Source organism: Streptomyces sp. BB1-1-1 (assembly GCF_031597775.1).
GTDB lineage: Bacteria > Actinomycetota > Actinomycetes > Streptomycetales > Streptomycetaceae > Streptomyces > Streptomyces thinghirensis.
In genome coordinates, this window is the sequence record NZ_CP134203.1 from 3,322,136 (window position 1) to 3,346,978 (window position 24,843).

Annotated in this window: 23 protein-coding genes; 12 read left to right on the forward strand and 11 right to left on the reverse strand. The window is 73.2% G+C overall.

Annotation, left to right across the window (positions count from 1 at the left end):
* Positions 1–54 precede the first annotated feature (54 nt).
* From RI578_RS15145 to RI578_RS15170, 6 genes are all read left to right on the forward strand, one after another.
* The gene (locus RI578_RS15145; protein ID WP_310871597.1) at positions 55–1,044 is read left to right on the forward strand and encodes a glycosyltransferase family 2 protein; all 990 of its coding nucleotides are present in this window, start codon (positions 55–57) and stop codon (positions 1,042–1,044) included.
* On the forward strand, positions 1,041–2,375 hold the full coding sequence (locus tag RI578_RS15150; protein WP_310871598.1) for a polysialyltransferase family glycosyltransferase: 1,335 nt from the start codon (positions 1,041–1,043) through the stop codon (positions 2,373–2,375). Before RI578_RS15145 ends, RI578_RS15150 begins: the two co-directional genes overlap by 4 nt.
* Before the next feature lie 124 nt (positions 2,376–2,499).
* Positions 2,500–3,765 (forward strand): tetratricopeptide repeat protein, encoded by a 1,266-nt coding sequence (locus RI578_RS15155; RefSeq protein WP_310871599.1) that lies wholly within the window; start codon positions 2,500–2,502, stop codon positions 3,763–3,765.
* Complete coding sequence (locus RI578_RS15160) at positions 3,762–5,993, forward strand: tetratricopeptide repeat protein (RefSeq protein WP_310871600.1); 2,232 nt, start codon at positions 3,762–3,764, stop codon at positions 5,991–5,993. Before RI578_RS15155 ends, RI578_RS15160 begins: the two co-directional genes overlap by 4 nt.
* Before the next feature lie 173 nt (positions 5,994–6,166).
* Positions 6,167–7,132 carry a glycosyltransferase family 2 protein gene (locus RI578_RS15165; RefSeq protein WP_310871601.1) on the forward strand — a complete coding sequence of 322 codons (966 nt, stop codon included), beginning with the start codon at positions 6,167–6,169 and terminating at the stop codon, positions 7,130–7,132.
* A gap of 2 nt (positions 7,133–7,134) precedes the next feature.
* Positions 7,135–8,490, forward strand: a complete 1,356-nt coding sequence (locus RI578_RS15170; protein ID WP_310871602.1) for a polysialyltransferase family glycosyltransferase — start codon at positions 7,135–7,137, stop codon at positions 8,488–8,490.
* 79 nt (positions 8,491–8,569) lie between these two features.
* Here the strand turns inward: RI578_RS15170 and RI578_RS15175 are convergent, their stop codons facing one another.
* Positions 8,570–9,661 carry an acyltransferase gene (locus tag RI578_RS15175; protein WP_310871603.1) on the reverse strand — a complete coding sequence of 364 codons (1,092 nt, stop codon included), beginning with the start codon at positions 9,659–9,661 and terminating at the stop codon, positions 8,570–8,572.
* Positions 9,662–9,989: 328 nt separating this feature from the next.
* Here RI578_RS15175 and RI578_RS15180 point away from each other — a divergent pair, with 328 nt between their 5' ends.
* Both RI578_RS15180 and RI578_RS15185 read left to right on the forward strand, forming a co-directional pair.
* Positions 9,990–10,910, forward strand: a complete 921-nt coding sequence (locus RI578_RS15180; RefSeq protein ID WP_310871604.1) for a class I SAM-dependent methyltransferase — start codon at positions 9,990–9,992, stop codon at positions 10,908–10,910.
* Positions 10,911–11,071: 161 nt separating this feature from the next.
* Complete coding sequence (locus RI578_RS15185) at positions 11,072–12,061, forward strand: class I SAM-dependent methyltransferase (RefSeq protein WP_310871605.1); 990 nt, start codon at positions 11,072–11,074, stop codon at positions 12,059–12,061.
* Between the two features lie 53 nt (positions 12,062–12,114).
* On the opposite strand, the gene RI578_RS15190 is transcribed toward RI578_RS15185, so the two are convergent.
* Positions 12,115–13,695 (reverse strand): methylmalonyl-CoA mutase family protein, encoded by a 1,581-nt coding sequence (locus RI578_RS15190; RefSeq protein ID WP_310871606.1) that lies wholly within the window; start codon positions 13,693–13,695, stop codon positions 12,115–12,117.
* 252 nt (positions 13,696–13,947) lie between these two features.
* Between RI578_RS15190 and RI578_RS15195 the strand changes: the two genes are divergently transcribed.
* Complete coding sequence (locus tag RI578_RS15195) at positions 13,948–14,838, forward strand: L,D-transpeptidase family protein (RefSeq protein ID WP_310871607.1); 891 nt, start codon at positions 13,948–13,950, stop codon at positions 14,836–14,838.
* 169 nt (positions 14,839–15,007) lie between these two features.
* Here RI578_RS15195 and RI578_RS15200 read toward each other — a convergent pair whose 3' ends face one another.
* The 9 genes from RI578_RS15200 to RI578_RS15240 all read right to left on the reverse strand — a co-directional run bounded on the left by RI578_RS15200 (position 15,008) and on the right by RI578_RS15240 (position 22,986).
* The gene (locus RI578_RS15200; protein ID WP_310871608.1) at positions 15,008–16,207 is read right to left on the reverse strand and encodes a hypothetical protein; all 1,200 of its coding nucleotides are present in this window, start codon (positions 16,205–16,207) and stop codon (positions 15,008–15,010) included.
* Complete coding sequence (locus RI578_RS15205; protein ID WP_310875771.1) at positions 16,207–16,869, reverse strand: RNA polymerase sigma factor; 663 nt, start codon at positions 16,867–16,869, stop codon at positions 16,207–16,209. Before RI578_RS15205 ends, RI578_RS15200 begins: the two co-directional genes overlap by 1 nt.
* Positions 16,870–17,231: 362 nt before the next feature.
* Complete coding sequence (locus RI578_RS15210) at positions 17,232–18,098, reverse strand: hypothetical protein (protein WP_310871609.1); 867 nt, start codon at positions 18,096–18,098, stop codon at positions 17,232–17,234.
* Positions 18,095–18,712 (reverse strand): RNA polymerase sigma factor, encoded by a 618-nt coding sequence (locus tag RI578_RS15215; RefSeq protein WP_310871610.1) that lies wholly within the window; start codon positions 18,710–18,712, stop codon positions 18,095–18,097. The genes RI578_RS15210 and RI578_RS15215 overlap by 4 nt, the downstream gene beginning before the upstream one ends.
* A 135-nt stretch (positions 18,713–18,847) precedes the next feature.
* Entirely contained in the window at positions 18,848–19,249 is a 402-nt protein-coding gene (locus RI578_RS15220) for a hypothetical protein (protein WP_310875772.1), read from the reverse strand.
* 189 nt (positions 19,250–19,438) lie between these two features.
* Entirely contained in the window at positions 19,439–19,825 is a 387-nt protein-coding gene (locus tag RI578_RS15225) for a hypothetical protein (protein ID WP_310875773.1), read from the reverse strand.
* A gap of 178 nt (positions 19,826–20,003) precedes the next feature.
* Complete coding sequence (locus tag RI578_RS15230) at positions 20,004–20,582, reverse strand: hypothetical protein (RefSeq protein ID WP_310871611.1); 579 nt, start codon at positions 20,580–20,582, stop codon at positions 20,004–20,006.
* A gap of 87 nt (positions 20,583–20,669) precedes the next feature.
* Entirely contained in the window at positions 20,670–21,257 is a 588-nt protein-coding gene (locus tag RI578_RS15235; protein ID WP_310871612.1) for a hypothetical protein, read from the reverse strand.
* 112 nt (positions 21,258–21,369) lie between these two features.
* Positions 21,370–22,986: a glycoside hydrolase family 20 protein gene (locus tag RI578_RS15240; protein ID WP_310871613.1), complete on the reverse strand. Its 1,617-nt coding sequence runs from the start codon at positions 22,984–22,986 to the stop codon at positions 21,370–21,372.
* A gap of 218 nt (positions 22,987–23,204) precedes the next feature.
* On the opposite strand from RI578_RS15240, the gene RI578_RS15245 reads away from it, so the two are divergent.
* The 3 genes from RI578_RS15245 (at position 23,205) to RI578_RS15255 (ending at position 24,826) form a co-directional block, all read left to right on the forward strand.
* Positions 23,205–23,729, forward strand: a complete 525-nt coding sequence (locus RI578_RS15245) for a 2-oxo-4-hydroxy-4-carboxy-5-ureidoimidazoline decarboxylase (protein WP_310875774.1) — start codon at positions 23,205–23,207, stop codon at positions 23,727–23,729.
* 222 nt (positions 23,730–23,951) lie between these two features.
* Complete coding sequence (gene sdhC / locus RI578_RS15250) at positions 23,952–24,332, forward strand: succinate dehydrogenase, cytochrome b556 subunit (protein WP_121748812.1); 381 nt, start codon at positions 23,952–23,954, stop codon at positions 24,330–24,332.
* Positions 24,333–24,337: 5 nt separating this feature from the next.
* Entirely contained in the window at positions 24,338–24,826 is a 489-nt protein-coding gene (locus RI578_RS15255; RefSeq protein ID WP_121748811.1) for a succinate dehydrogenase hydrophobic membrane anchor subunit, read from the forward strand.
* Positions 24,827–24,843: the final 17 nt, after the last annotated feature.

Here is a 24,843-nt window from a genome sequence, read left to right on the forward strand (position 1 = left end):
CGTATCAAGGCGCAGGTAAAGCCGAATGCCGGGCCGCCGCATAACGTCGTGCACGTGCCCAAGCTCTCCGTCATCGTGCCGTTCTACAACGTGCGGCAATACACACCAGACACCCTGCGGAGTCTCCGCGCCAACGCGCGCGACGACTTCGAGTTCATCCTCGTCGACGACTGCTCGACCGACGGGACCGTGGACCTCCTCGCGCGCGCCGAGCGCGAGCTGCCGGGGGCGGTGCTGGTCATACACGAGCGCAACGGTGGCCTGGCGACCGCCCGCAACACCGGAATCGACCGGGCGCGCGGCGAGTACGTCACCTTCCTGGACGGCGACGACTGGCTGGCGCCCGGCCACTGCGCCCGGCTGGTGGACGCCATCGAGCGGCTGGGCGTCGACTTCGTGCGCACCGACCACGTGCAGTGCACGGGACGGAACCGCACGCTGCACCGGGTGCCGCACGGCCGCCGCAACGTGGCGCTGCGTCCGCGCGACGCGATCCTGCCCGCCCACCGGACCACCTCGGTCGACTACGCCTACGCGTGGGCGGGCGTCTACCACCGCCGGCTGGCCGAGCGCGGCCTGCTGCACTTCACCGACGGACTGCGCACGGCCGAGGACCGGCCGTGGATCTGGAAGCTGCACCGGGAGGCGGAGTCCTTCGCGGTGACCGGGCTGCTCGGTGTCTTCTACCGGCGCGGGGTGGCGTCCTCGCTCACCCAGATCGGTGACGTCCGCCAGCTCGACTTCATCCGCGCCTTCGACGAGGTCCTCGCGGGCGCGGCCGGGGACGCGGACGCCGCGCGGCTGGTGCCGAAGGCGGTGCGCACGTACTGCGCGATCATCTCCCACCATCTCGGTTCCGTCGAAAGGTTCGAGCCCGCCGTGGCCCGGATACTGAAGGCGAGGAGCGCGGCGGCGCTGCGGCGGATGCCGCAGGACGCGCTGGACGAGGTGCTCGGCTCGATGGACGCCGAGCGGGCGACGCGGCTGCGGCGGCTGCGCCGGCGCGCGGCCGCGGGTCAGCTGGAAGCGGGGGCGGCGGCGTGACCACACAGATCTTCCTGGCGTCGACGCTGTACGGCACGGCCACGCTCGCCGCGGCCCTGGACAGCGGCTGCTTCGACGCGGCCGACCGGCGGATCCTGCTGGTCTCCAACAACGCGGCGACGCCCGAGACGGCGCCGTCCGTGGACGGGATGCCCGGCTTCGAGCGGTTGCGGGGCCGGTTCGACGACGTGGTGTCGTGGAACGAGGCGATCTATCCCTTCCACCCCGGCGGCTGGTCGCCGCGGCTGGAGGACGTGCCGATGTGGGAGCGGCACCTGCGGCTGGCCTGGGGGCTGGGCGACGACGACGTGGCGCTGGCCGTGGAGTCGATCCAGGTGCATCCCGCGCTCGGCGTGGCGCAGATCTTCACCGACGCGCCCCTGACCGTCTACGCGGACGGCCTGATGAGCTACGGGCCCACCCGCACGAAGCTCGCCCCGCTGGTCGGCACGCGCGTGGAGCGGCTGCTCCACCTCGACCTGGTACCGGGGCTCGCGCCGCTGCTGCTCACGGAGTTCGGCGTCGAGCCGGAGATCGTGCCGACCCCGGCGTTCACCAAGGTGCTGGCCGAACTGGCGGACACCGGCGCCGGTCTGCCGGACGTGGAGCGGCCCGCGGTGCTGCTCGGCCAGTACCTGTCGGCGCTGGGCATCCTCTCCGCCGAGGAGGAGGAGGACCTGCACGTGCGGATGCTGACCGGCGCCGCCGGCCTCGGGCACACGTGCGTGGTGTTCAAGGCGCACCCCACGGCTCCGGCCCGTTACACCCGCGTCCTGGAGCAGGAGGCCGAGCGGCTCGGCGTCGACCTCACCGTGGTGGAGACACCGGTCCTCGCCGAGGTGCTGTTCCAGCGGACGCGTCCGGCGCTGGTCGTCGGCTGCTTCTCCACGGCCCTGCTCACCGCGTCCGCGCTGTACGGCCTGCCGGTCGCCCGCGTCGGCACCGAGACGTTGCTGGACCGGCTGACACCGTACGAGAACAGCAACCGCGTCCCGGCCACCATCGTGGACGCGCTCCTCCCGGACCTGGCCGACGCCGACGCCGTCGCCGAGGGGCGGCAGGGCATGGACACCGGCGCGCTCGCCGCGCTGGTGCGGACCGTGGGGTTCGCGATGCAGCCGAAGGTACTGCCGGAGCTGCGGCCGGAGGCCGAGAAGTACCTGCGCGAGCACCTGGACGCGCGCACCTGGCGGTATTTCAAGAAGCGCCGGCTCACCTCCCTGGGGCTGCCGGGCGGCATTCCGGCGCGGCTGGGGTTCCTGCCGCACAACTCCACGGCGCGGAAGGTGGTACGCCGGGCGCGGGCCATCCGGCGCACGATGCGGCGGTGAGGCCGGGCGGTGGGCACCGGCCGCGCGCCGGGGGGAAAGTGTTCACCCACCGTCCGCCGCGAAGCCACCCGCGACCCGTCGCGCTGGGGCACATTCGGCCTCCGATCGGAGAACGGTGGAACGCATGACGAAGCCCCTGGCGGGATTGTTCAAGGCACGGCAGAAAGAGGCCGCCAGGCCGGCGCTGTACGCCCGGGGCATGCGCCTGTGCGGTGAGCACCTCGCGGTGCAGGGCGCCGGGTCCACTCCCCCGCAGGCCAGGCTCACCCAGGCCATCGGCGCCCTGGCGACCTCCCTCGACAGCCCCGCGGCCGACCACTTCGACACCCTGCTCCAGGTCGGCGAGCGCGCCCTGGAGGCCGGCGGGGACAGCGGGCTCGGCCTGGCGCTGGGCGTCGCCGAGACGTCGGCCCGGATCCGGGAGCGGTCCAAGGGGGCGTGGCGGCTGCGCGGCCTGGCCCTGGACGGTCTCGGCCGCGGCGACGAGGCGCTGGAGTGCTACGAGCGGTACGTCGCGCTGCTGCCGAACGGCGAAGCGGCGCCCGAGGTCGCCCGCAGGATGGACACCCTGCGGCGCCGGCGGGCCTGCCTCGACGCGGCCGTCGCGCTCTTCCCCGAGGCCGGCTCCGCACTGCGCGACCTGCTCGGGCAGCCGCATGCGACCACCGCGGCCGTGTCACCGCGGTTCGCCGCGTACGTACGGGCGGCGGTCGCCGAGCACGGCCTGGGCGACCCCGGCGTACGGCGCCTCCTGGAGCTGTACGGCACGTACCGCCGGCTCGTCGAACGGGCCGGGATGCCGGACCCGTTGCTCGGCGGCAGCACCCCGATCGGCGTCGGCGGCCTGCGGAGCCTGGTCGCGGGGCGGACGGTGTGCCTGGTCGCGAACGCCGGTGACGTCGCCGGGAGCACGCTGGGCGCCGAGATCGACCGCTACGACCTGGTGGTGCGCTGCGACGCGTTCCGCGTCCGGGCCGAGGGCACCGGCGAGCGCACCGATCTGCACGCCGTCTCGCTGCGGGGCGACGCTCCGTGGGAGGGGCCCGCCTGGACGCGGCCGGCCGGTGTCCGGCTGGTGTTCGGCGACCCGGCCGCCGCCTGGCGCCGCGCCACCCGGGAACGGCTCGTCCCCGGCGCGCAGGACCACGTCGGGGACGCCTCCCTGCGCCGGCCCCTGGGCGACCCGGCGCTGCTGGGCGAAGGCGGCTGGGGGACGGCGACGACCACGGCCTTCACCGTTCTCAGGCTCCTGGACTTCCTGGACGCGAGCCCCCGCCTGGACCTCATCGGCTTCACCCTGCCCGGCCGGCTGCGGCCCAGGGAGGCCGAGTGGGTCATGGACCGCGCGACGCACGTCGACGACAGCAAGATGAGGATCGCCCTGCGATGACCCACTCCTCCGCCTCCTCCGCGGACGACCGGAGCACCGTCACCGGCAGACGCCGGATCGCCTTCGCCGTCCACACCGACGAGGACGCCCTGCCCGGCCTCCCCGCCCTGATACGCAGCCTGGCGCTGACCAACCCGGGCGTGTGCGAGGACTTCGTGGTCCTGCACCCCGGTCTGGCCGACGCCTCGTTCGACGCGCTGCGCCGACTGCACCCGCGCGTCGTCACACGCCGGGCCGAGGGCCGTGGGGACGTCTTCCGGCTGGCGGACTACGACACCGTCGTCGCCCTGGACCCCGCCATGGTCGTCCTGGGCGACATCGGTGAGCTGCTGCGGATGCGCCACGGGGTGGGCGCCGTGGCCCAGTTGGTGTGCGCCGGGGAGGCCGGGGAGCGGCGCGTGGTGCTGCCGGACGGTCTCCTCGTCATCCAGCGCGCCGACGTGGACGACGCCCTGGCGGCCCGGCTCTCCGGCGTCACCGAGGACCTCGGCCCGGTGCTCGACGGCGTGCTGGCCCCGCTCGACGCGCGGTACGACTTCCTCGCCCGCCGCCTCCACGACGACCTGCCGGTGCCCGCGCACGTCACCGTCCTGCGCTTCACCGGTCCGCTCGACGCGCCCGGGTACGGCCCGGCCGTCGAGGCGCGCCGCCGCTTCGAGATGAGCGACGAGGAGTTCCGGGCCGCCTACTGCGCCCTGCCCGGACGCAAGCACCCCGACCTGCTGGCGTACTGCGCGCCGCCCCTGCTGGCGGCCCGCCCCTCGCTGGACCTCGCCCGCACGGTCGCCGACGTGTACCGCGGGCAGGGACGCCACGACGAGGCCGTCGAGGTCCTCGCCCCGGTCGTCGCGGACCGGCTGGACGCGCCGCGCTGCCACGAGACGCTCGGCCTGTCCTTGATGGCGCTCTCGCGCTACGACGAGGCCGAGGGGCATCTGCTGCTCGCGGCGGCGTCCCCCGACGTCGCCCCGCGCGCCTTCGCGCAGCTCGCCCGCCTGTCCTGGCTGTGCGGGCGGGAGGAGGACGCGCACGCCTACGCCCGCGAGGGCCTGGACGCCGACCCCACCGACGCCGGCTGCCACAGCTGGTACGCGCGCACCCGCCCGGAGGTCCCGGAGCCGCGGCAGCCGGGCGACGCCGCCGCGGACCAGCTGGCGCACGTGGCCCTGTTCGCCGAGGGCAACGAGAACGCCGGGGACAAGGTCCTGCCCGAGGCCGTGCGCATGTGCTTCGGCCCGGACACCGGCCCGCGCCGCTGGTACCCGCAGCCCGTGCACCGGCTGGTCGACGAGGCCGCGCTGGAGCAGCTGAACGCGCGGCGCGGGGTGATCGTGGGCGGCGGCGGGCTCTTCCTCCCGGACACCTCCCCCAACGGCAACAGCCACTGGCAGTGGAACGTCCCGGACGACCTCCTGGCCCGCGTCACCGCGCCGCTGGCGGTGTTCGCGGTCGGCTACAACGTGTTCGACGGGCAGCTCTACCGCCGGGGCCGGTTCGCCGAGAGCCTGCGGGTCCTGGTCGAACGGTCGGCGTTCTTCGGGCTGCGCAACCACGGCTCGATCGACCGGGTCCGCGAGCTGCTCCCAGCCGGGCTGCGCGACCGGGTGCGCTACCAGCCCTGCCCGACCACGGTGGCCCGGCACCTGGACCCCGGCCTGCTCGCTCCGCCGGAGCGGTCCGACACCGTCCTGGTCAACTGCGCGTACGACCGCGCGGGCCTGCGGTTCGGGCACGACTACGGCCACTTCCTCGCCCAGCTGGCCACCGCGCTGCGCGGTCTGCGGGAGCGGGCGGACGTGCGGTACGCGGCCCACATGCCGGCCGACGAGAAGTTCGTGCACGACCTGCGCCGGGAGCACGGCCTCGCGCTGCCCGTCGAGCAGCTCTACGACCTGTCGAACGACGGGATCCGGGACCTGTACCGCCGTTCGCGGCTGGTGATCGGGATGCGCGGGCACGCCGGGATGATCCCCTTCGGCTGCGGGACCCCGATCCTCAGCCTGGTCTCCCACCCGAAGCTCGCCTACTTCCTGTCCGACATCGGGCGCCGGGAGTGGGGGCTGTCCGTGCACGACCGGGAGCTGGGCCCCCGGCTCGCGGAGCGGGCCTCGGCGATCCTCGACGACCACGCGGCCGCGGTGGCGGACGTGCACACCGCGCAGGAATTCCTGTGGAAGACCACTCGGTCGAACATCGAGGAACTGCGAAATACCTTCGGATCGGCCTGAGAAGGCTGGAGAAGGCCAGAGAAGGGCCGAGACGGGCCGAGACGGGCCGAGACACCAAGAGTTCACCTCCCCTGCGAATGGAGTTCGCTTCTCCGCGCCTTCTGCGACACCGCCGAATCCGGGAGCGTAGCTAGCCTGTTCCAATCCCCGACCTTCGAGCGTGAGAGGCCCGTGTGCCGAAACTGTCCGTCGTCGTCCCCATGCACAATGTGGAAGTCTTCGCCGAGAGCACTCTGAGAAGTCTCGCCAACAACGCGGACCCCGACTTCGAGTTCCTGCTCGTCGACGACTGCTCCACGGATTCCACCTCATGGGCGGTGGACCGCTGGGCGCAGGGACGTTCCGACGCCAGGGTGATCCGGCACGAGAAGAACATGGGCATCGCCCAGGCGCGCAACAGCGGGATCGACGCGGCCCGCGGCGACTTCGTCACGTTCCTCGACGGCGACGACTGGTACGGTCCGGGGTATCTCGCCGAACTGGTCTCCTGGGTGGAGGAGTTGGGCTGCGACTTCGCCCGCACCGACCACGTCCAGGCCACCGGCACCGAGCGGGTGGTCCGGCGGCCCCCGGCCCCCGTGCGCAACACCGTGATGGACCCGCGCGACGGCATAGCGCCGCCCCACATGGAGACGATGGTCGACTACCCCTTCGTCTGGGCGGGGATCTACCGCCGGCACCTCTTCGACGACGGCGGGATGCGCTTCGCGACCGAACTGCGCACGGCCGAGGACCGGCTGTGGATCTGGCGCCTCCACCTGAAGGCCGAGTCGTACGCGTCCGTCGGTCTGCACGGGGTGTTCTACCGGCGGGGCGTCGCCACCTCGCTCACCCAGATCAAGGACTCCCGGCAGCTGGACTTCATCCCGGCCTACGACATGCTCCTGGCGGACCTGCTGAAGGACCCGGAGGCCGAGCGCTTCCTCCCCAAGGCCGTACGGACGTACTGCGCCATGATCGCCTTCCACATCGGCAAGGTGAACGAGTACGAGGCCTCGGCGGCCCAGCGGCTGCGACGCGAAGCGCGGGACGCCCTGCACCGGATGCCCCAGCACGTGCTGGACGAGACCCTCCGGACCATCGACAGCACTCGGAGCAGGTTGCTCAGCCGCCTGCGTGACGGGCGGAAGGCTGCCTGACCATGCCCCACAAGACCCAGATCTTCCAGGTCTCCACCCTGTACGGAGCGGCCACCCTCGCCGCGGCGCTCGACGCGGGCCTGTTCGGGCCGCGCGACGGCGCCCGGCGCATCCTGCTGGTCTCCAACAACGCCGCCATACCCGAGACCGCGCTGCGCCTCGACGAGATGCACGGCTACGAGCGAATATCCGGCCGGTTCGACTCCGTGGTCGGCTGGAACGAGGCGATCCGCCCGCACCACCCCAGCTCCTGGGGTCCGCGCGGGAACGACGTGCCGCTGTGGCAGAAGGCGTTCCGTCTCGCCTGGGGCATCGGCGAGCGCGACATGATCGAGCTCGCCGTCGAGTCGATCCAGGTCAACCCGGCCCGCGCGCTGGCGGCGATCTTCTCCGAGAGCACCGTCCACGTGTACGCCGACGGCCTGATGAGCTACGGCCCGACCCGCGAGAAGCTGCCGCTGACCATCGCGCGCCGCATTCGGCGGCTGCTCCACCTCGACCTGATACCGGGTCTGAAGCCGATGCTGCTGTCGGAGTACGACGTCCCGCCCGAGGTCGTCCCGGACGGGGCGTTCCGCGCGGTGCTCGACGAGATCTCCCACGACGCGGCGGACGACCCGCGACTGGCGCCCGTGCTGCGGGAGCGGCCGACGGCCGTACTGCTCGGCCAGTATCTCGCGGCGATCAACATCCTGAGCGCGGAGGAGGAAGAGGACCTCCACGTCCGCATGCTCACCGGGGCCGCGCGCGCCGGGCACCGGTCCGTCGTCTTCAAGCCCCACCCGACCGCGCCCGCCGGCTACACGGCCGCGCTGAGCAAGGCGGCGGCGGACGCGGGCGTGCGGCTCACCGTGCTGGACGCGCCCCTGCTGGCCGAGACGCTGTACCACCACTGCGCGCCCGAACTCGTCGTCGGCTGCTTCTCCACGGCGATGGTGACCGCCTCCGCCTACTACGACGTGCCCATCGCCCGGGTGGGGACGGCGCTGGTGATGGAGCGGCTCAAGCCGTACCCGAACAGCAACCGCGTGCCCCTCGCCGTCGTCGACCACCTGGTGCCCGACCTGGAGCGCGGTCGGACGCCCGCGCTCGTCGACACGGTCCCCGAGACGCTGTCCCCGCTGGTCCGGGCGATCGGTTTCTGCATGCAGCCCAAGACCTACGCGGATCTGCGCGAACCGACGGAGACCTGGCTGCGCGCCAACCTGGCCACCGGCCCCGGCTACTACTTCCCCGAGCTGCGGCTGACCGAGCTGGGCCTGCCCGGCAGCCGTCCGCAACTGCGCGCGAAGCTCCAGGTGCGGCGGGCCCGGCGCGTGGTGCGCAGGGCGGTACGGCGCGGCGCCGGGAAGAAGTGACCCGGCGCCCCGGACCGTGCCGGAGCCCCCTTCCGCCGAGTGGCCGAAGGGGGCTCCGGTGTCTCACGTGCCGCCCGGCTCAGCCCAGCCAGCGGCCCAGCCGCAGCCGCGTCCACAGCAGGGCGGCGGCGAAGGACAGCACGACCGTGGCGACCGTCAGCCCCACGAGCCCGCCCACGGCGGCCGGCCAGCCCGCGTCCGCCGACACCACGTGCGGGGCGACGGCCTCCAGGAACAGCAGGTGGACCAGGTAGGCGCCGAAGGAGGCCCCGGCGAGCCTGCCCAGCAGCGGGCGGAACCTCTCGGGCACCCTGATCCGGTCGAGGGCCATCAGCAGGGCCCCCGCCAGCAGCGCCACCACGACCGACGCGTAGGGACTCGGGAAATGCACCCGGTGCTCGTAGACGGCCACCGCCCCCCACGCGCACAGCCCGCCGGCCAGCCAGAGCAGGCGCCGCCCCCGGCCCGCGACCGCGGAGCCCGGCAGCGACAGCAGTACGGCGCCGGCGACCGCGTACACGATCTGGTAAACGCCGAACTGCCAGGCGAAGGGGGGTACGCGGACGTCGAGAAGCCGCCCGAGGTCGCCCAGGAGGGTCGGGGCCAGCGCCAGGCCGAGAAGGGCGGCGCCCGCGCCCCAGGGCCGCTTGCCCGCACGGACCAGGACGGCCACGGACAGCAGCAGGATCACCGGGACGTAGGCGTACAGGTACCAGAGGTGGAAGGCGGGCCGTACGGAGCCGAACACGGCGTCCCAGGCGAGCTCGCGCGTGGGGTCGGTGTTGGCGTCCCGTGCCCAGTCCCACACCAGGTAGGCGGCGGTCCAGACGGCCATCGGCACGACGATGCGGGTCAGCCGCTTGCGGATCTGCCCGTCGTCCCGGGGCGGCGCCCCGCTCAGCACGACCCAGCCGGCGATCGCGAAGAACAGCGGCACGGCGCACCGGCTCAGCGCGTCCCCGGCGAGCGCGACCCAGTACACGGGTCCGCCCCCGGAGGGGTCGCGGTCCACGGCCTTCATGAGTTCGCCCGCCGCGTGGCAGACGATGACCCCGATCGAGGCCAGGACCCGGACGAGGTCGATGTCGTAGCGGTGCTCGCCCCGGGGGCGCGGGGCCGGTGTCCCCGCGTCGGCGGGGACGGGGTCGCGCACGGGCGCGGCGGCGGTCATGGGCTCGGCGGCGATGGGTGGTCACTCCCGGGTTGGACGCGCGGGCCCGCCGGTGTCCGGCAGGGCTCGGGGATCGATGCAGGCTATGAGAGCGCCACGAGCGGCTGGAACCCGTCCCGAATGAACTTCGGCCACGTGTGCGTGACCTTCCGGTGAACAAAGAGGGCGGTCATCGTTCCGCCATGCGGCGTTCGGCAGAAGTTCCTCTCCCGGCCCGTTCGACAACTCCGCTTCCGGTCAGGGACCTCCCTAGTCTGGCCCCACCCACCCCACAGGCGTTCCACGTACCCGCACGTTCACCTCCGTGACGGATTGAGGTCGTTGACCCATGAACAGCCGCTCCCTGCTCCGCAGTCCGGTCTCCCGGCGTCTGCTGCGTCCCGTCGCCGACCTCATCGACCAGCGCATCGACCGGCGGGTCGAGCGGCAGGTCGAGCGGCAGGTCCGCTCGGCGGTCGATCCGGCCGTCCGGGAGGCCACCGCCCACCGGCTCACCCACGAACTGCTCCTCGGCTCCACCGGTCGCGGCCTCTCCCGCGTGGTGGCCGACGGCCCGCTGAAGCGCCTGCACGCCGAGGTCGCGGAGCTGTCCGGCGACCGTGACGCGGCGGTGCGCAACGTCGCCACCGCCTACCGGCTGCTCGTGGCGCTGGAGTCGCTGGGCGTGGGCCGGGTCGCGGGCGGCACCATGAACATCTGCGGCAAGCTCGGCACGATCCCGCTCCTCGATCCCCCGAACGACGAGATCCTGGAGATAGGCACGCTGTACGGCATGTTCTCCACCGGGCTGATCCGGATGATGGAGCGCGACGGCCGCAGCCCGAGCCTGACCATCGTCGACCCCTTCGCCGGCGTGCAGCTCCAGCCGGGCACCAACCCGCGCCCCGACCCGACGGGCACCCCGGTCGACGAGCACGCCGTGCGCACCAACCTCGCCCTCGCCGGCCCGGCGGGCGCGGCGGCCCGTATCCAGCGCGGCTTCTCCGAGGATCCCGAGACCAGGGCGGCCGTCTCCGACCGCGGCTACGGCGTGATCGTCGTCGACGGAGACCACTCGGCCAAGGGCGTGCGGCTGGACCTCCAGTGGGCCGAGGAGATCGCCGCGCCCAGGGGGATCGTCGTCCTGGACGACTACGGCGACCCCAGCTGGCCCGGCGTCAAGGAGGCCCTGGACGACCACCTGAAGGACGGCACCCGCCTCACGTACCTGGGCAAGGCGGCCCACTCGGCGTACCTGCGGGCAACCTGAGCGCGCGAGGCACGGCTGCCGCACCGCTGCGTCGAAGAGCCGCCGCCTCCGTGGCTGCGGACGGTGCCGGCCCGGGTACGTTGAGCGATTCGTGCGATTTTCCGGCCACCGTACTGCGCGCGCTGGCTCCTTTTCGCGCGTCGAGGAGGCATCCTCCCCTCATGGCCACTGCGCAAGAGACGCACAAGTACCCCGGTGAGCTGAACGACGTCCCCGGCTGGTTCTGGCCGCTCGACCAGGTGCTGTTCTCCTGGTTCCTGGAGCGGCAGGAGCGGCGGGGCACCGGCGGCGACCTGCTCGAACTGGGCGCCTACCTGGGCAAGAGCGCGATCCTGCTGGGGCACCATCTGCGGGACGGCGAGACGCTCACCGTCTGCGACCTGTTCGAGACCGAGCCGCCGGACGCGGCCAACCGGGCGGAGGCGGCGAAGTCGTACTCCACGCTCACCCGGCAGGCCTTCGAGCGGAACTACCTCTCCTTCCACGACACCCTGCCGAAGATCGTCCAGGCCGTCAGCTCCACGATCACCGACGAGGTCGCGCCCGGCACCTGCCGCTTCGCCCACATCGACGCCTCGCACCTGTACGAGCACGTCCAGGGCGACATCGGCGCGGCCCGGGACCTGCTGCTGCCGGACGGCATCGTCGTCCTCGACGACTTCCGCAGCGAGCACACCCCGGGCGTGGCCGTCGCCGCCTGGGAGGCCGTGCTCAACCGCGGGCTGCGGCCCGTCTGCCTGAGCAGCCAGAAGCTGTACGGCACCTGGGGCGACCCCGAGCCGGTCCAGGAGGAGCTGCTCGCCGCCCTGCGCGGGCGCGACGACGTCGCCGTGACCGTGGAGCAGGCGGCCGGTCACCGGCTGGTCCGGGCCCGCGCCAAGGGCAAGCGGATGCAGCCGCCCTCACTGCCGTCCTCGCGGCACCCGGCGCCCGCGACGGCACCGCGCCCGGATGCCGGACCGATGCCGGGGCAGCCCCGGCAGCCGCGTCCGGCGGGCGCCGCGGCGCGTACGACACGGCCACCGACTCCGCGTGACCGCACCCGCCGTCTCGCCCTGGACCTGCTGCCGCCGGTCGTCACCCGCGCGGTGCGCAGGTACCGGGCGACACAGCGGGCGAAGGCGTCCGGCGCGGCTCAGTCGCGGCGGTAGACCACCCCGATCCCCGCGATCGCCAGCGCCCAGTCAGCAGGCGTCAGAAGACGTCAGAAGGCGTCCGAGGGTACGTACGTTCCCCAGATCTCCCGCAGCGCGTTGCACACCTCGCCCACCGTCGCCCGTGCGCGCAGGGCGTCCTTCATCGGGTAGAGGACGTTGTCCTCGCCCTCGGCGGCCTTCTTCAGGGCGGCGAGCGCGGTGTCCACCGCCTGCTGGTCGCGCTCCGCGCGGAGTCTCGCGAGGCGTTCGGCCTGCTGGGCCTCGATGGCCGGGTCGACGCGGAGAGGCTCGTACGGCTCCTCCTCGTCGAGCTGGAAACGGTTGACGCCGACCACGACCCGCTCGCCGGAGTCGGTCTCCTGGGCGATGCGGTAGGCGCTGCGCTCGATCTCGCTCTTCTGGAAGCCGTGCTCGATCGCGTTGACCGCGCCGCCGAGGTCCTCGACCTTCCGCATCAGTTCCAGGGCCGCCGCCTCGACGTCGTCGGTCATCTTCTCGACGACGTAGGAGCCGGCGAAGGGGTCGACGGTCGCCGTCACGTCCGTCTCGTAGGCGAGCACCTGCTGGGTGCGCAGGGCCAGGCGCGCGGACTTGTCGGTCGGCAGCGCGATGGCCTCGTCGAAGGAGTTGGTGTGCAGGGACTGGGTGCCGCCGAGGACGGCGCCCAGGCCCTGTACGGCGACGCGGACGAGGTTGACCTCGGGCTGCTGGGCGGTCAGCTGCACGCCTGCGGTCTGCGTGTGGAAGCGGAGCATCAGGGACTTGGCGTTCTTGGCGCCGAACTCCTCGCGCATCACCCGCGCCCAGATCCGGCGGGCCGCGCGGAACTTGGCGACCTCCTCCAGGATCGTCGTACGGGCCACGAAGAAGAAGGAGAGGCGGGGCGCGAAGTCGTCGACGTCCATGCCGGCCGCGACCGCCGTACGCACGTACTCGATGCCGTCCGCGAGGGTGAACGCGATCTCCTGCGCGGGCGAGGCACCGGCCTCGGCCATGTGGTAGCCGGAGATCGAGATGGTGTTCCACTTCGGGATCTCGGCCTTGCAGTACTTGAAGATGTCCGCGATCAGCCGCAGCGACGGCTTGGGCGGGAAGATGTACGTCCCGCGCGCGATGTACTCCTTCAGCACGTCGTTCTGGATCGTGCCGGTGAGCTGGTCGGCGCCGACGCCCTGCTCCTCGGCGACGAGTTGGTAGAGCAGGAGCAGCAGGGAGGCGGGGGCGTTGATGGTCATCGACGTCGAGACCTTGTCCAGCGGGATCCCGCCGAACAGCACCCGCATGTCGTCGATCGAGTCGATCGCCACGCCGACCTTGCCGACCTCACCGCTCGCGATCGGCGCGTCGGAGTCGTGGCCCATCTGGGTGGGCAGGTCGAAGGCGACCGAGAGACCCATCGTGCCGTTGGCGATCAGCTGCTTGTAGCGGGCGTTGGACTCCGTCGCCGTGCCGAAACCGGCGTACTGGCGCATCGTCCACGGCCGGCCGGTGTACATCGACGGGTACACGCCCCGGGTGAAGGGGTACTTCCCGGGCTCGCCGAGCTTCTCGGCCGGGTCCCAGTCCGCCTGGGTGTCGGGCCCGTAGACCGGTTCGATGGGCAGTCCGGACTCAGACTCGCGCGCCATGGTGTGTTGCCTCCCGCTGAGCACATGTTCGAACTGCTCGAACTACCCGTCAGATACTCGCCAGTACAGACCGACCCTCCGACGGACTGTATCGGCGTGCGCGCCACCCGGTGCAGGGGCGCACGCTGGGACCTTGCTCACAACCTTGGTGCGGTCCCGGTCACAACGATGCCGTGCCGTTCACGCCGCGTCATCCGCGGGGAACATCTCAGGGGACGTCCGTGCGGGACGGTGAGACGGCGGGGGGCCGTGATGCGTATGACGGGTATGGGAAGCGTGGGAAGGGCGGTCGCCGTCGCCCTGGGGGCCGCGCTGGCGGCGGGCGGCTGCACCGTGCAGGGCACGAGCGCCGACGGCGCCGGACGCGCGCCGGTGCACATAGACGTGACCGGCACCCCGCCGAAGGAGCCGAAGCAGCCGGCGAAGCCGGAGGAACCCAAGAAGCCCCGGATGCCGAAGGGCACGTCGGGCGGCGACCCCGCGTCGAGTTCGCCGACCGCCCGTGCCGAACCTCCGGCGCTGTGGCTGCCGGGCGACACCGGCCGGGACGTCCGTGAGCTGCAGGCCCGGCTGCGCCAGGTCGAGTGGCTCGTCGACGGGCCGACCGGGACGTACGACGACCCGACCGAGCGCGCGGTGAGCGGCTTCCAGGGCAAGCGCGGGCTGCCCAGGACGGGTCGGACCGACACCGTCACCTGGCAGCGGCTGCTGGGGATGACGCGGGAGCCGGGCAAGTGGGAGCTGTACCTGATGGGCGGGCAGCCGGCCGCCGCGCCCGACCCGCGCTGTCTGAACGGCCGGGTGCTGTGCGTCAGCAAGTCGAGCCGGACACTGCGCTGGATGATCGACGGACGGACCGTGTCGACGATGCCGGTGCGCTTCGGCTCGCAGTACACGCCGACCCGGGAGGGCGTGTTCCAGGTCTACTGGAAGTCCCGCCACCACGTCTCGACGCTCTACGACTCGGCCATGCCCTACGCGATGTTCTTCAGCGGCGGCCAGGCCGTGCACTACTCGGACGACTTCGCCGTACGCGGTTACGCGGGTGCCTCGCACGGCTGCGTCAACGTACGGGACGAGGCGGCGATCGCGGATCTGTACGCGCAGGTGAGGAACGGCGACAAGGTCGTCGTGTACCGGTGAGGCGGTGGGACCCCGCCGGGGGCGGTGAATGGGGCGCGGGCGGGACCGGGGGAACGTGTCCCGCCCGCGCCGAGGTGCACGAGCCGTAGGTACGGGGGGAACCCCGGCTCGGTGCGAAAGCCGATGACCAGTCGGCTCACTCATTACTGCGCCACGGCGGCCGAAAGTGTCACACCCGGGGTGAGGAAATTCCTGCGCCCCTGGAAAAGTGCAGGTCAAGGGGGAGATCGGCGACGGTGGACGACGTGTGCGGCGGGTACGTCGGCCCCTGCCGCGGCAGGGGCGCGTAGGCCGAGGGGGCGTGCGGGTCGTGGTGCTGCCCGGCGGGCGGGGCTATGTGGTGGCCGTCGTCGTCATCGTCCTTGCCGCCGCCGTCACCGCCGCCCTTCTTTCCGCCTGCACCGCCGCCCTTGCCCTCTTCGCCGCCCTCGCCGCCCTTGCCGCTCCTGTCGTCCTTGTCGCCGGAGTCCCTCCCGGTCTCCCGGTCCCGGTTCCTCTCTCCGGACTCGTCGGAGTCCCGGCCGCCTTCCCGGCCACCGCCGCGGTCCTGGGCGCCGCTGTCGGTCCCGGCGAGGAGGTTCCTGCAGTACTTCACGACCCGGGACGAACCACCGGCCGCCTCCTTCAGCGCGCGCCGACGGGCGCCGTCGAGTCCCTTGCCGGCGCGTACGTCTCGGCAGGACGCGGCGAGGTCAGGCCGCCCGCCGCCGGTTGCCCGGCCGTCGGCGTCGGCGTCGGCGTCCTGGTCGGTGCCGGGGTCCTGGTCCGTATCGCCGTCCGCCCCGTCCCGCGCGCTGCCCCGGTCCGGCGCGCCGGGCGTGGGGCTGCCCGGCACCGGCCCGCCCCGCACGCCGTCCAGCGGCGAGGGCGAGGCGAGCGGCCGGTCGGGGGACGCGGCGGCCGAGACGGTGGCGGCGGGGTCCGGCCGGCTGCCGTCGAACGGCGTCGGCAAGGCTCCGGTTCCCGCGGCCACCGCCGCCCCGCCGATCATGCCGACGGTCAGCGCGGCGGCCAGCCCGAGGCGCAGTGGACGGTGCCGGCGGGGGCGCCGGGCGCCGTCGCCGCGCGGGCCGATACGGACCAGTCCGGCGTCGGAGGGCGGCGCCGCGGTGCCGTGCCCGAGGGCGGCCGACGTCCCCTGCGGCGCGTCGGCCCGCTCGGCGCGCACCTTGCGGAAGGCGGCCAGCGCGGCCGCCTCGCCGGGGAGTTCCCCGCTGGTCGGCACGGGTGGGACGGAGAGGGCGCCCAGGGCCCCGGCGAGTCGTTCGGCACGGTCGCGGGCGGCGGGGTCGACAGCCTCCAGTGACTCTCCGCGCAGCAAGATCTCCGCCGTTTCGCGGTCCAGCCACCTGTCCTGCTCGTCGGCCATCACATGTCCTTCTGCGTCCGCGCACGCGTATGCGTCACACTCGCGGACGTCACCGCACGGCCGCGCGGTTCTCGCTGGGGCGGCAGGGCGTCGAGCCCGCCGCCCGATTCCGGATCGCCGCCGAGCAGTTCGGCCAGGCGCTTCAGACCGCGGTGCGCCGCCGTGCGGACGGCGCCGGGCCGTTTGCCCAGCGTCTCGGCGGCGCTCTTGGCGTCCAGGCCCACCACCACCCGCAGGACGACGGCCTCGGCCTGGTCCTGGGGCAGGCGGGCGATGAGGGAGAGGGTGCTGTCGGTGGCCAGGGCCTCCATGGCCTCGCCCGCGGTGTCCGACTCGGCGGGCTTGCCGGTCAGCTCCGTCTCGTCGCCGCCGATCGCGGGGCGGCGACCGCGCATGCGGATGTGGTCCAGGGCACGGTTGCGGGCGATGCGGGCGGCCCAGCCGCGGAACCGGTCGGCGTCGCCGTCGAACCGCTCCAGGTCACGGGCGATCTGCAGCCAGGCCTCGGACGCCACGTCCTCGGCGTCCGGATCACCGACCAGTGTCCGCACGTATCCCAGCAGCCGCGGATGCACGGCGCGGTACACGGTCCGGAACGCGGTCTCGTCCCCGCCCTGTGCAGCACGCACCGCGGCGGTCAGCTCCGCGTCGTCCCCCAGCACCGAGAAGCCTTTCTGCGCCAAAACCGGCGCCGCTCTCGCGGACGTGGTCCTCACCGTCGTGGTGTCTCAACTGATGGTCGCGGTGGCCTACCGCGACGCCGTCGCGGGAGCGAGGCCCCCGCTGGTCGGCGCGAATGGCACGTTACGTCTTGAAACCGCCGCTCGTCCATGTCCCCATCCCATTGCCGTACAAGCTGCAACTAAGCCGTGACGCGGTGAGGTGTGACAGAAAACGCAGTCCCGGCGCTGTAGGGAGTACGGGCCGCCGCGCGGCCCGTGCCGCGCGACGGCCGGGGCCTCTCCTGTGGGGGGTGGCGGCCCCGGCCGTTGCCTTGGCCGCCGCGATCTCCCCTGGTGCGAGGCTACTTGGCCTTGCCGGGAGCCCGGTCCGCGGGCTCCGCCCGGTCCGCGCTCCCGCCCTCTCCGCTGCCGTTGTCGCTGCCGCTGCCGCCGCCGTTCGGGTTGCCGTTCGCCGGTTCCGGCCGGGCCGGGTCGGCGGCTCCGCTCGGCTTGTTCCCGTCGGTCGCGTTGTTCCCGTCGGTCGCGGCGCTCGGCCGGGCCTGTCGGGGGTGCTGCTCGGCGCAGTGGGCGGCGACGTGCTTCTCGCCGCCCGCCGCCGCGACCAGCCGCCGCCAGGCCGTGGCGTCCAGCGCCTTGCCGCTGCCTTCGAGTCGCTCGTAGGCGCGGCAGTGGGCCTCGGTGTCCCGGGCGGCGTCCGGACGGTCCGGCCGTGCCGAGGCGCCGGGGGACGTGGTGCCGGGGCTCGGGGCGGGGACCGGGCGGACCGTGGTGCCGTCCTTGGCGAGGGACGGGCGAGTGCGTTCCGGCCGGGCGGTGTCCGTGGCGGAACCGCCCCCGCCGATCGCCGCGTAGGCGACGCCGCCCAGGGTGAGGCTCGCCAGCAGCACCGAGAGCGCGGTCTTCAGCGTGCGCCCCGCGCGCCGCCGCTCGAGGGGGCGCCAGTCGTCCCGCCGGCGGGTGCGCGCGGCCCGGCCCGGCTCCGCGTCCAGGGCGGCCCGGAACGCGGCCACGGCCCGCCGCTCGCCCTCCGCGTCGACGGGCTCCCCCCGCAACGCTGCGGCGAGCAGCCCCTCCGTCCCGGGGGTGTCGCGGCGGGCGGCCCGGGGGCCGGTGCGGTCGCCGTCGTCGGCGCCTTCGCCGTGCCGTGCGCCCATGTCCGCCTCCGTTCCCGCTCGGTCCGCCGGGCCGCCGCCGTCGGTGCCCGTCATGTCGAATCCCCCAGCGTCCTGGGCGCGTCTTCCGTCACACCGTCGACGCCCAGCTCCCGCGCCAGCCGCTTCAGCCCCCGGTACGTCGCCGTGCGCACCGCGCCCGGCCGCTTGCCGAGGACACGCGCGGCGGACGGTCCGTCGAGGCCGACGACGACCCGCAGCAGCACGGCCTCGGCCTGGTCGCGCGGCAGTCCCGAGACCAGGGCCAGGGCCGCCTCGGTGGACAGCGTCTCCAGGGCCTGGTCGTGCGTGGAGTGCGGGCCGGGCAGGTCCAGTACGTCCTGTTCCAGCGCCGTCGGTCTGGGCCGTACCTTCTGGCGGCGCAGGTGGTCCAGTGCCCGGTGCCGGGCGATCGTGGCCGTCCAGCCCCGGAAGCCGGCCCCGTCGCCCTTGAAGCGTCGCAGGTCGCGGGCTATCTCCAGCCACGCGTCCGCCGCGACGTCCTCGGCGTCGTCCCCGACGAGTCCGCGCAGGTAGCCCAGCAGACCGGGCTGCACCAGCCGGTAGGCGACCGCGAAGGCGGCCTCGTCACCTTCCTGGGCCCGCGCGACGGCCGCGCCCAGTTCCCCGTCGTACGCCTGTACGCGGCGGGCTTCCCCTCGCTGGCCCAAGAACCGTCCTCGTCCGTACCGAGTTCTCCGCGCGCTCGGCTGAGCCCGCCCCCACGGTCATCAGCGTCGGCGCGCACGGAAGTGTCACAGGGCTCGCCCCGGAGGCCCCTCACCGCACGGCGGACCGGACGCCCCTCACCGCACGGCGGGCCGCACGCGCCGGGCCCGCCCGTGCAGCGTCAGGTAGAAGGTGTGCAGCGACTCCTCGGGGCCGCCGCCCGCCAGGCGGTTGTGCACCCTGCCCAGCGGGTTCCAGACGCGCCCGTCCGGCATCCGTACGCCGACCGGCTGCCCGAAGTACGCCCGCTGGTCCGGGTCGAAGTCCAGCCACACCGCGCCCGCCCGGCGCACGAGCACCTCACCGACGTAGGCACCCAGGCCGAGCAGCGTGCCGCGCGCCCGGTCGTGGTCGGTGCCTCCCTTGCGCAGCCCGTCGACCAGGAAGTCGACGATGCGCAGGCTGGCCGGGGAGTAGTCCAGCGGCAGCCGGCCGCCGACCGCGACCCGGCCGACGAACGCCGTCGCGCAGGCCCGCATCTCGCGGGCCCGCGGTATGCCGCCGCCCACCCCGCCCCGCTGCTCCACCCGGACCACCTCACCCCTTCGCTCGGCGACGGGAGGCCGGCACCCACGGCCCGGCTCCCCCGCTGATCCAGCGGACCGGGCGCCCCGGGTGTCACAGGCCGCGGCCGGAGAATCGTTTCTGTACGGTTCCCGGCCGGCCCGTCACCCGGCCGTCGCCGCGTCCCGGCACAGCAGCCGGAGCGATCCGTCGCCGGCGAAGCAGCGGCGGGCCTCGTCGATCGGGTCCCACAGCCGGCCGTCGGGCGTGCGGACCCAGTGGTCGCCGCCGGTCGCCCACCATTCGCCACCGGACTGACGCACGATCACCTCCCCGGCGTAGGCGCCGAGTCCGCGCAGCGCGTTCTCCACCGCGGCGTACGGTGCTCCCTCGCGCCGGATGCCGTCGATCACGCGATCGACGCGCCACAGACTCTGCGCCGAATAGTCCAGGCGCAGCCGGGCGCCCTCGCGCATCGTGGCCACCGCGTCCGCCGCCCACCGCACCGGTTTCGCGGCGGCCGACGGCCGGTTTTCCTGCTGGGTCGTCAATCCGCTGGTCACAGTCGTCACAACCGCTAGAGCGCCGCCGGACGGAGTTTCGTCACACGCGTACCCCGGCCGTTCCGCAACCGGCGCAGGACCACCCCACCTCCACCACGTCCGCCGCACCGCCGCCGCGCGTTCCCCGCACGACGGTCACAGGTGGGCCCGGCGGCACGCCCTGTGGTCAGCTCCGTCCGCGTGCCCGGCGGGACACCACCGCGCGCAGCACCCGGCGCCCCTCCGTGGACACCTCCAGGGCCCGGCGCAGCCCGGCCGGGCCGTGGCCGGCGAGCACTTCGAGGACGGTGACCTGGCGGCGCAGTTCGGCGACGACGAGGGGCGACAGCCCCTCTGTGCGGTCCTGAGTGCGGTCCTCCCCGCGGACGTCGGCTGCCTCGGTGGCGGCGTCCGTCGCGGGGTCGAGGAGCCGGTGGACGCGGAGCGAGGCGACCGAGCAGGCGTCGGCCCACACCCGTATCGCGGCGCCGGAGCACTCGTCCGGGGCCGCGGCCAGCATCCGGCGGGCCAGGAGCACGGCCTCGTCCTCGCCCTCGGCGTCGGGACCGGCGAGCTTGTCGCGCACCTGCGCCAGCCCCCGCGCCCAGCCGGACCCGTCGCCGGCGCCGTCGGCGAGGGTCGCCCACAGAGGTCTGAGGACCTCGTCGTCGCCGTCCAGCAGGGGGACGCAGCGGTCCAAACAAGCCAGTCCGCTCCCGGCGAGTCCGCGTGCGTCGGCCCGCGCGATCAGTTCCACCAGGCTCATCCGGTGCCTCCCTGTTCCTACCGCCTCGGCCCGCTCACCACCACGGAGCCCGCACTTCCCCTTACTGCGTGCGACGGCCCGGGAGTGTCACAGCGGCACCACACCGAGCCGGTCGAGGAACCGGAAGAAGAGGTTTTCGGCCACCGGTCCGGCCTCGGCGACGGCGTCGGCGTCGGCGTCGGGACCGGAGCCGGCATCAGGATCGGCGCCGGGTCCGGACCCGCGACCGGCGCCGGGGTCGGCCGACAGCACCTCCGCCAACTCCCCGGCGCTCGCGGTGCGCCCGGCCTCCGCGGCCCAGGCCACGGCACGCTCGGCGGCGTCGCGGGGCTCCAGGAAGTAGTCCTCCAGGGTGAGCCCCTCCTTCTCCGCGCCGAGGTACCCGGCCATCGCGGACCGCGCCAGGCACGTCGTCCACGCCCCGCTCTCGGGCGCCGCCGCCTCCACGACCACGCAGTCGCTGTCCATGACGTACCCGAACAGCGCGGGCGCGCCGGTCTGCCCGGCCAGGTCGTTCATGTTCCCGACGTCCCCGTCGCCGCCCGGGAACTCCCACACCTGCCAGCCGTCCGGCGCGGACAGGCGCAGGGTCATGTCCGCGGCGCCCGGCAGCGCGTCCAGCTCCGCGAGCGGCCGGTCGGCGCGGCCCACGACGAAATACCCCCAGTAGCCCATGTCCCGGTCCCCCCGGCGTGTCGGTTCGGCTCGCCCAAAGACCACCACAGCCGTACGGGAGTTCGCAGCCGTATCGGACAATCCGCGCGGGGCCCGGGGGGGGCGTGCGGGATCAGTCGAGCCGGTTCGCCAGCGACCTGAAGTCGGCCCAGGACAGCTCGGGCTTGTCCGGGTCCCACAGCTTCTGGACCGTCGCCGCCAGCGGGAGCCGGATGCCCTCGGCGACCTGCGCCTGCGTCTGGGCGCTGGGGATGTCGCCCCAGACCGCGAAGCTGCCGCCGAGTATCTGGTCGTCGTACTTCGCGTCGACCGCCGTGGTGCCGCGCAGGACGCGCGGGGTCCACTGCTCGTAGATGCGCTCGCCGGTCGGGTAGACGAAGGTCTGCGGCTCGCCGAGCACGTAGTAGAGGAACTCGTCGTTGTAGTTGAGGACGTCGCGGCCCTCACTGAGGTACTCGGTCGGCTGGCGGGCGCCGATCTCCTTGCCGGTCCAGTAGGCGACCTTGATGTCCTTCAGGGGCTCGACGGACGTGTCCTTGAAGAAGCCGTCGTTCCAGGCGCGCGGCGTGCGGTCGTGCGCCATGACCGTCTTGGCGCGGTCGTTGAGCCAGCCGGTGGTGAGGTCGGCGACGGTGGCGCCGGAGCCGTAGGCCTCGCGGGCGGCGGCGGCCAGGTCCGGGTAGGACGCCTCGGGATTGGAGACCACGAGCGCCTGGTACTCGTCGGCGCCCAGGTGGAACCGCGACCCGGGGAAGAGGTCGGCGTACTCGTTCAGCAGGTCGTCGACGATCTCGGCGGCCTCCGGCTTGGAGATGTCGATCGCGCCGCGCGTGGGCGTGCCCTGGGCGTTGCGCAGCTGGAGGTCGGGGTGGGCGGCGAGCACGGCGCCCAGGTGTCCGGGCGAGTCGATCTCGGGGACGACGGTGATGTGCCGGGACGCGGCGAGGTCGATGATCTCCTTGACCTCGGCCTTGGTCAGGTGGTCGTCGGAGACGATCTCGGGGTGCGAGTCGGACTCGATGCGGAAGGCCTGGTCGTCGGAGAAGTGCAGGCCCAGCTCGTTGAACTTCAGGTCGCCCAGCTCGCGTATCCGGTCCTTGATCCAGTCGGCGTCGTAGTGCTTGCGCGCGATGTCGAGGCTGAAGCCGCGCCGCGGTTTGGCCGGCTCGTCCTTCACGACGCCCTCCGGCGCGGTGCCGCCGCCGTCCACCGCCTGCTTCAGGGTGCGGGTGCCGTAGTAGACGCCGGCCTCGGCCGGCCCGGTGACGGTGACGCGGCCGTCGCGCACGGTCATGGTGTACGACTCGGAGCCCGCGCCCTTGTCCTCCTTGACGTCGAGGAGGACGTCCCCGGCGCGCTCGTCGTCCTTCTCCCCCGCGTACGTCAGCCCCAGCTCGCCGGCTATCAGGCGCCCCTCGTCGGCGAGTCCGGCGTCGGCGACGACGACGCGGTGCGCCTTCTCCGGCTGCCAGCCGGGGCCGCGGGCCGCGGTGTGTTCGCGTACGGCGGGTATGGTGCGCGGCTCCTTCGACAGCGCGTAGGAGCGGCTGGGGCTGGGCGCGGCCGCCTCCGGGGAGGACCGCGCGGCCGAGCCCGCGGGCCCGCCGTCACCCTCACCGTCGGTGGCCCACAGGCCGGCTCCCACGCCGAGCGCGGCGACCACCGCACCGGCGATCACGGCCCGCTGCCTCACCTGGTTCGCCGGCGTCCGGCGTCCGTGCTGGCTCACAGCGCCAACCTACGGCCGTGAGCTCCGCCATGCGTCCACCACATGTTCTGAAACTCTCCCGTTCGGGTGAAATTCGGGCACTGGACGGACACGCGATGCCGTCACTCGATAACGTGACGCCACACCTTTCGCACAATCCCCTGCCGACACACACGTGACGCCCACGAGGACCCACGCTGCCTGCGCACCGTCTCCCAGACCTCCCCGCCCGAGTGGCCATACCGGTACCGGTGCAAACCACCCGTGTCACACCGGTAACGGCCTCCGCTCTGGCGCGCTTCAACGCCGCGTCCGCGGACGAGGTCACCCGCACGCTCCTGACCTGCCTGAACAGCCACCACTGGGCCCACCGCCTCGCCTCCCACCGCCCCTACCCGGACCTGCCGTCCCTGCTGGCCGCCGCGGACGAGGCGGCATACGACCTCTCCCCGGACGACCTGACGGAGGCCCTGGCGACAGAGGTGCTGCCACCCCTCCCCGAGGACACATACGCAGCGGCCCACACGGCACTGAGCGCGGCGACCGCGGCCTACGAGCGCCGTTTCGGACACGCGTTCGTCATCTGCCTGGACGGCATGGCCGCGGACGAGGCCCTGGACCACGTACTGGCAGGCATCCGGTCACGATTGACAAACGATCCGGACGAGGAGCGCCTGGTGGCGGCAGAGGAACTCCGGCGCCTTGCAAGGGCACGGCTGACGGGTGCCATAAGGGGCGCGGGGAACTGCGCGAGCAACCACTGACGACCCGCACCCGGCATACAAGACAAACCCCCACCCCAGTAGCCGCCCCGCACCCACCCCACTGCTCCTTTGAGTGCAACTTTGATCACACAGGCAGGCCCCCCGTAAGCGCCGCAGGCAACCGTCGCTACGATGCTGGGGGCCGGTGGACCGTACCCGGCCGGGCCCGACCGACAAGGAAAGCCGGCGCGGCCCCAATCCCCGCTCCCGGAGGAAACTTCCGTGCCGGCTGGAACGCTGTACCGCGGCCGGGAAGGAATGTGGTCCTGGGTGGCTCACCGAGTCACCGGCGTCCTCATCTTCTTCTTCCTGTTCGTCCACGTGCTGGACACCGCTCTCGTCCGTGTGTCCCCCGAGGCCTACGACACCGTCGTGGCCACGTACAAGTCCCCGATCGTCGCGCTGCTGGAGTACGGCCTCGTCGCCGCCATCCTGTTCCACGCGCTCAACGGCCTGCGCGTCATCGCGGTCGACTTCTGGATCAAGGGCGCCCGCTACCAGAAGCAGATGCTCTGGACCGTCGTCGGCCTGTGGGTCGTGCTGATGATCGGGGCGATCTACCCCGTCCTCGGCCACGCCGCTCGTGAAGTGTTCGGGAGCTGACGCAGATGTCCACCACTGAAACCACCGCCTCCGGCATCGGCCCCGTCGAGGGCGCGGGCGCCTCCGCCTACACCGTGGACAACCCGGCGCCGCTGATCGAGCCGCCCCGCAAGCGGACCAAGAAGTCCCCGAAGTCCACGCGCGGCAACTTCGAGATGGCCGCCTGGCTCTTCATGCGCCTGTCCGGCGTCGTGCTGGTCGTCCTGGTCATCGGCCACCTGCTCATCCAGCTGGTGCTGGACGGCGGCGTCTCCAAGATCGGCTTCGCCTTCGTGGCCGGCCGCTGGGCCTCGCCGTTCTGGCAGGTCTGGGACCTGCTGATGCTGTGGCTGGCGATGCTGCACGGCGCGAACGGCCTGCGCACGGTCATCAACGACTACGCGGAGCGCCCGAACACCCGCCTGTGGCTCAAGGGCCTGCTCTACACCGCCACGGTGTTCACCATCCTGCTGGGCACGCTGGTGATCTTCACCTTCGACCCGAACATCCGCTAGGCACGGGGCTGCGAAAA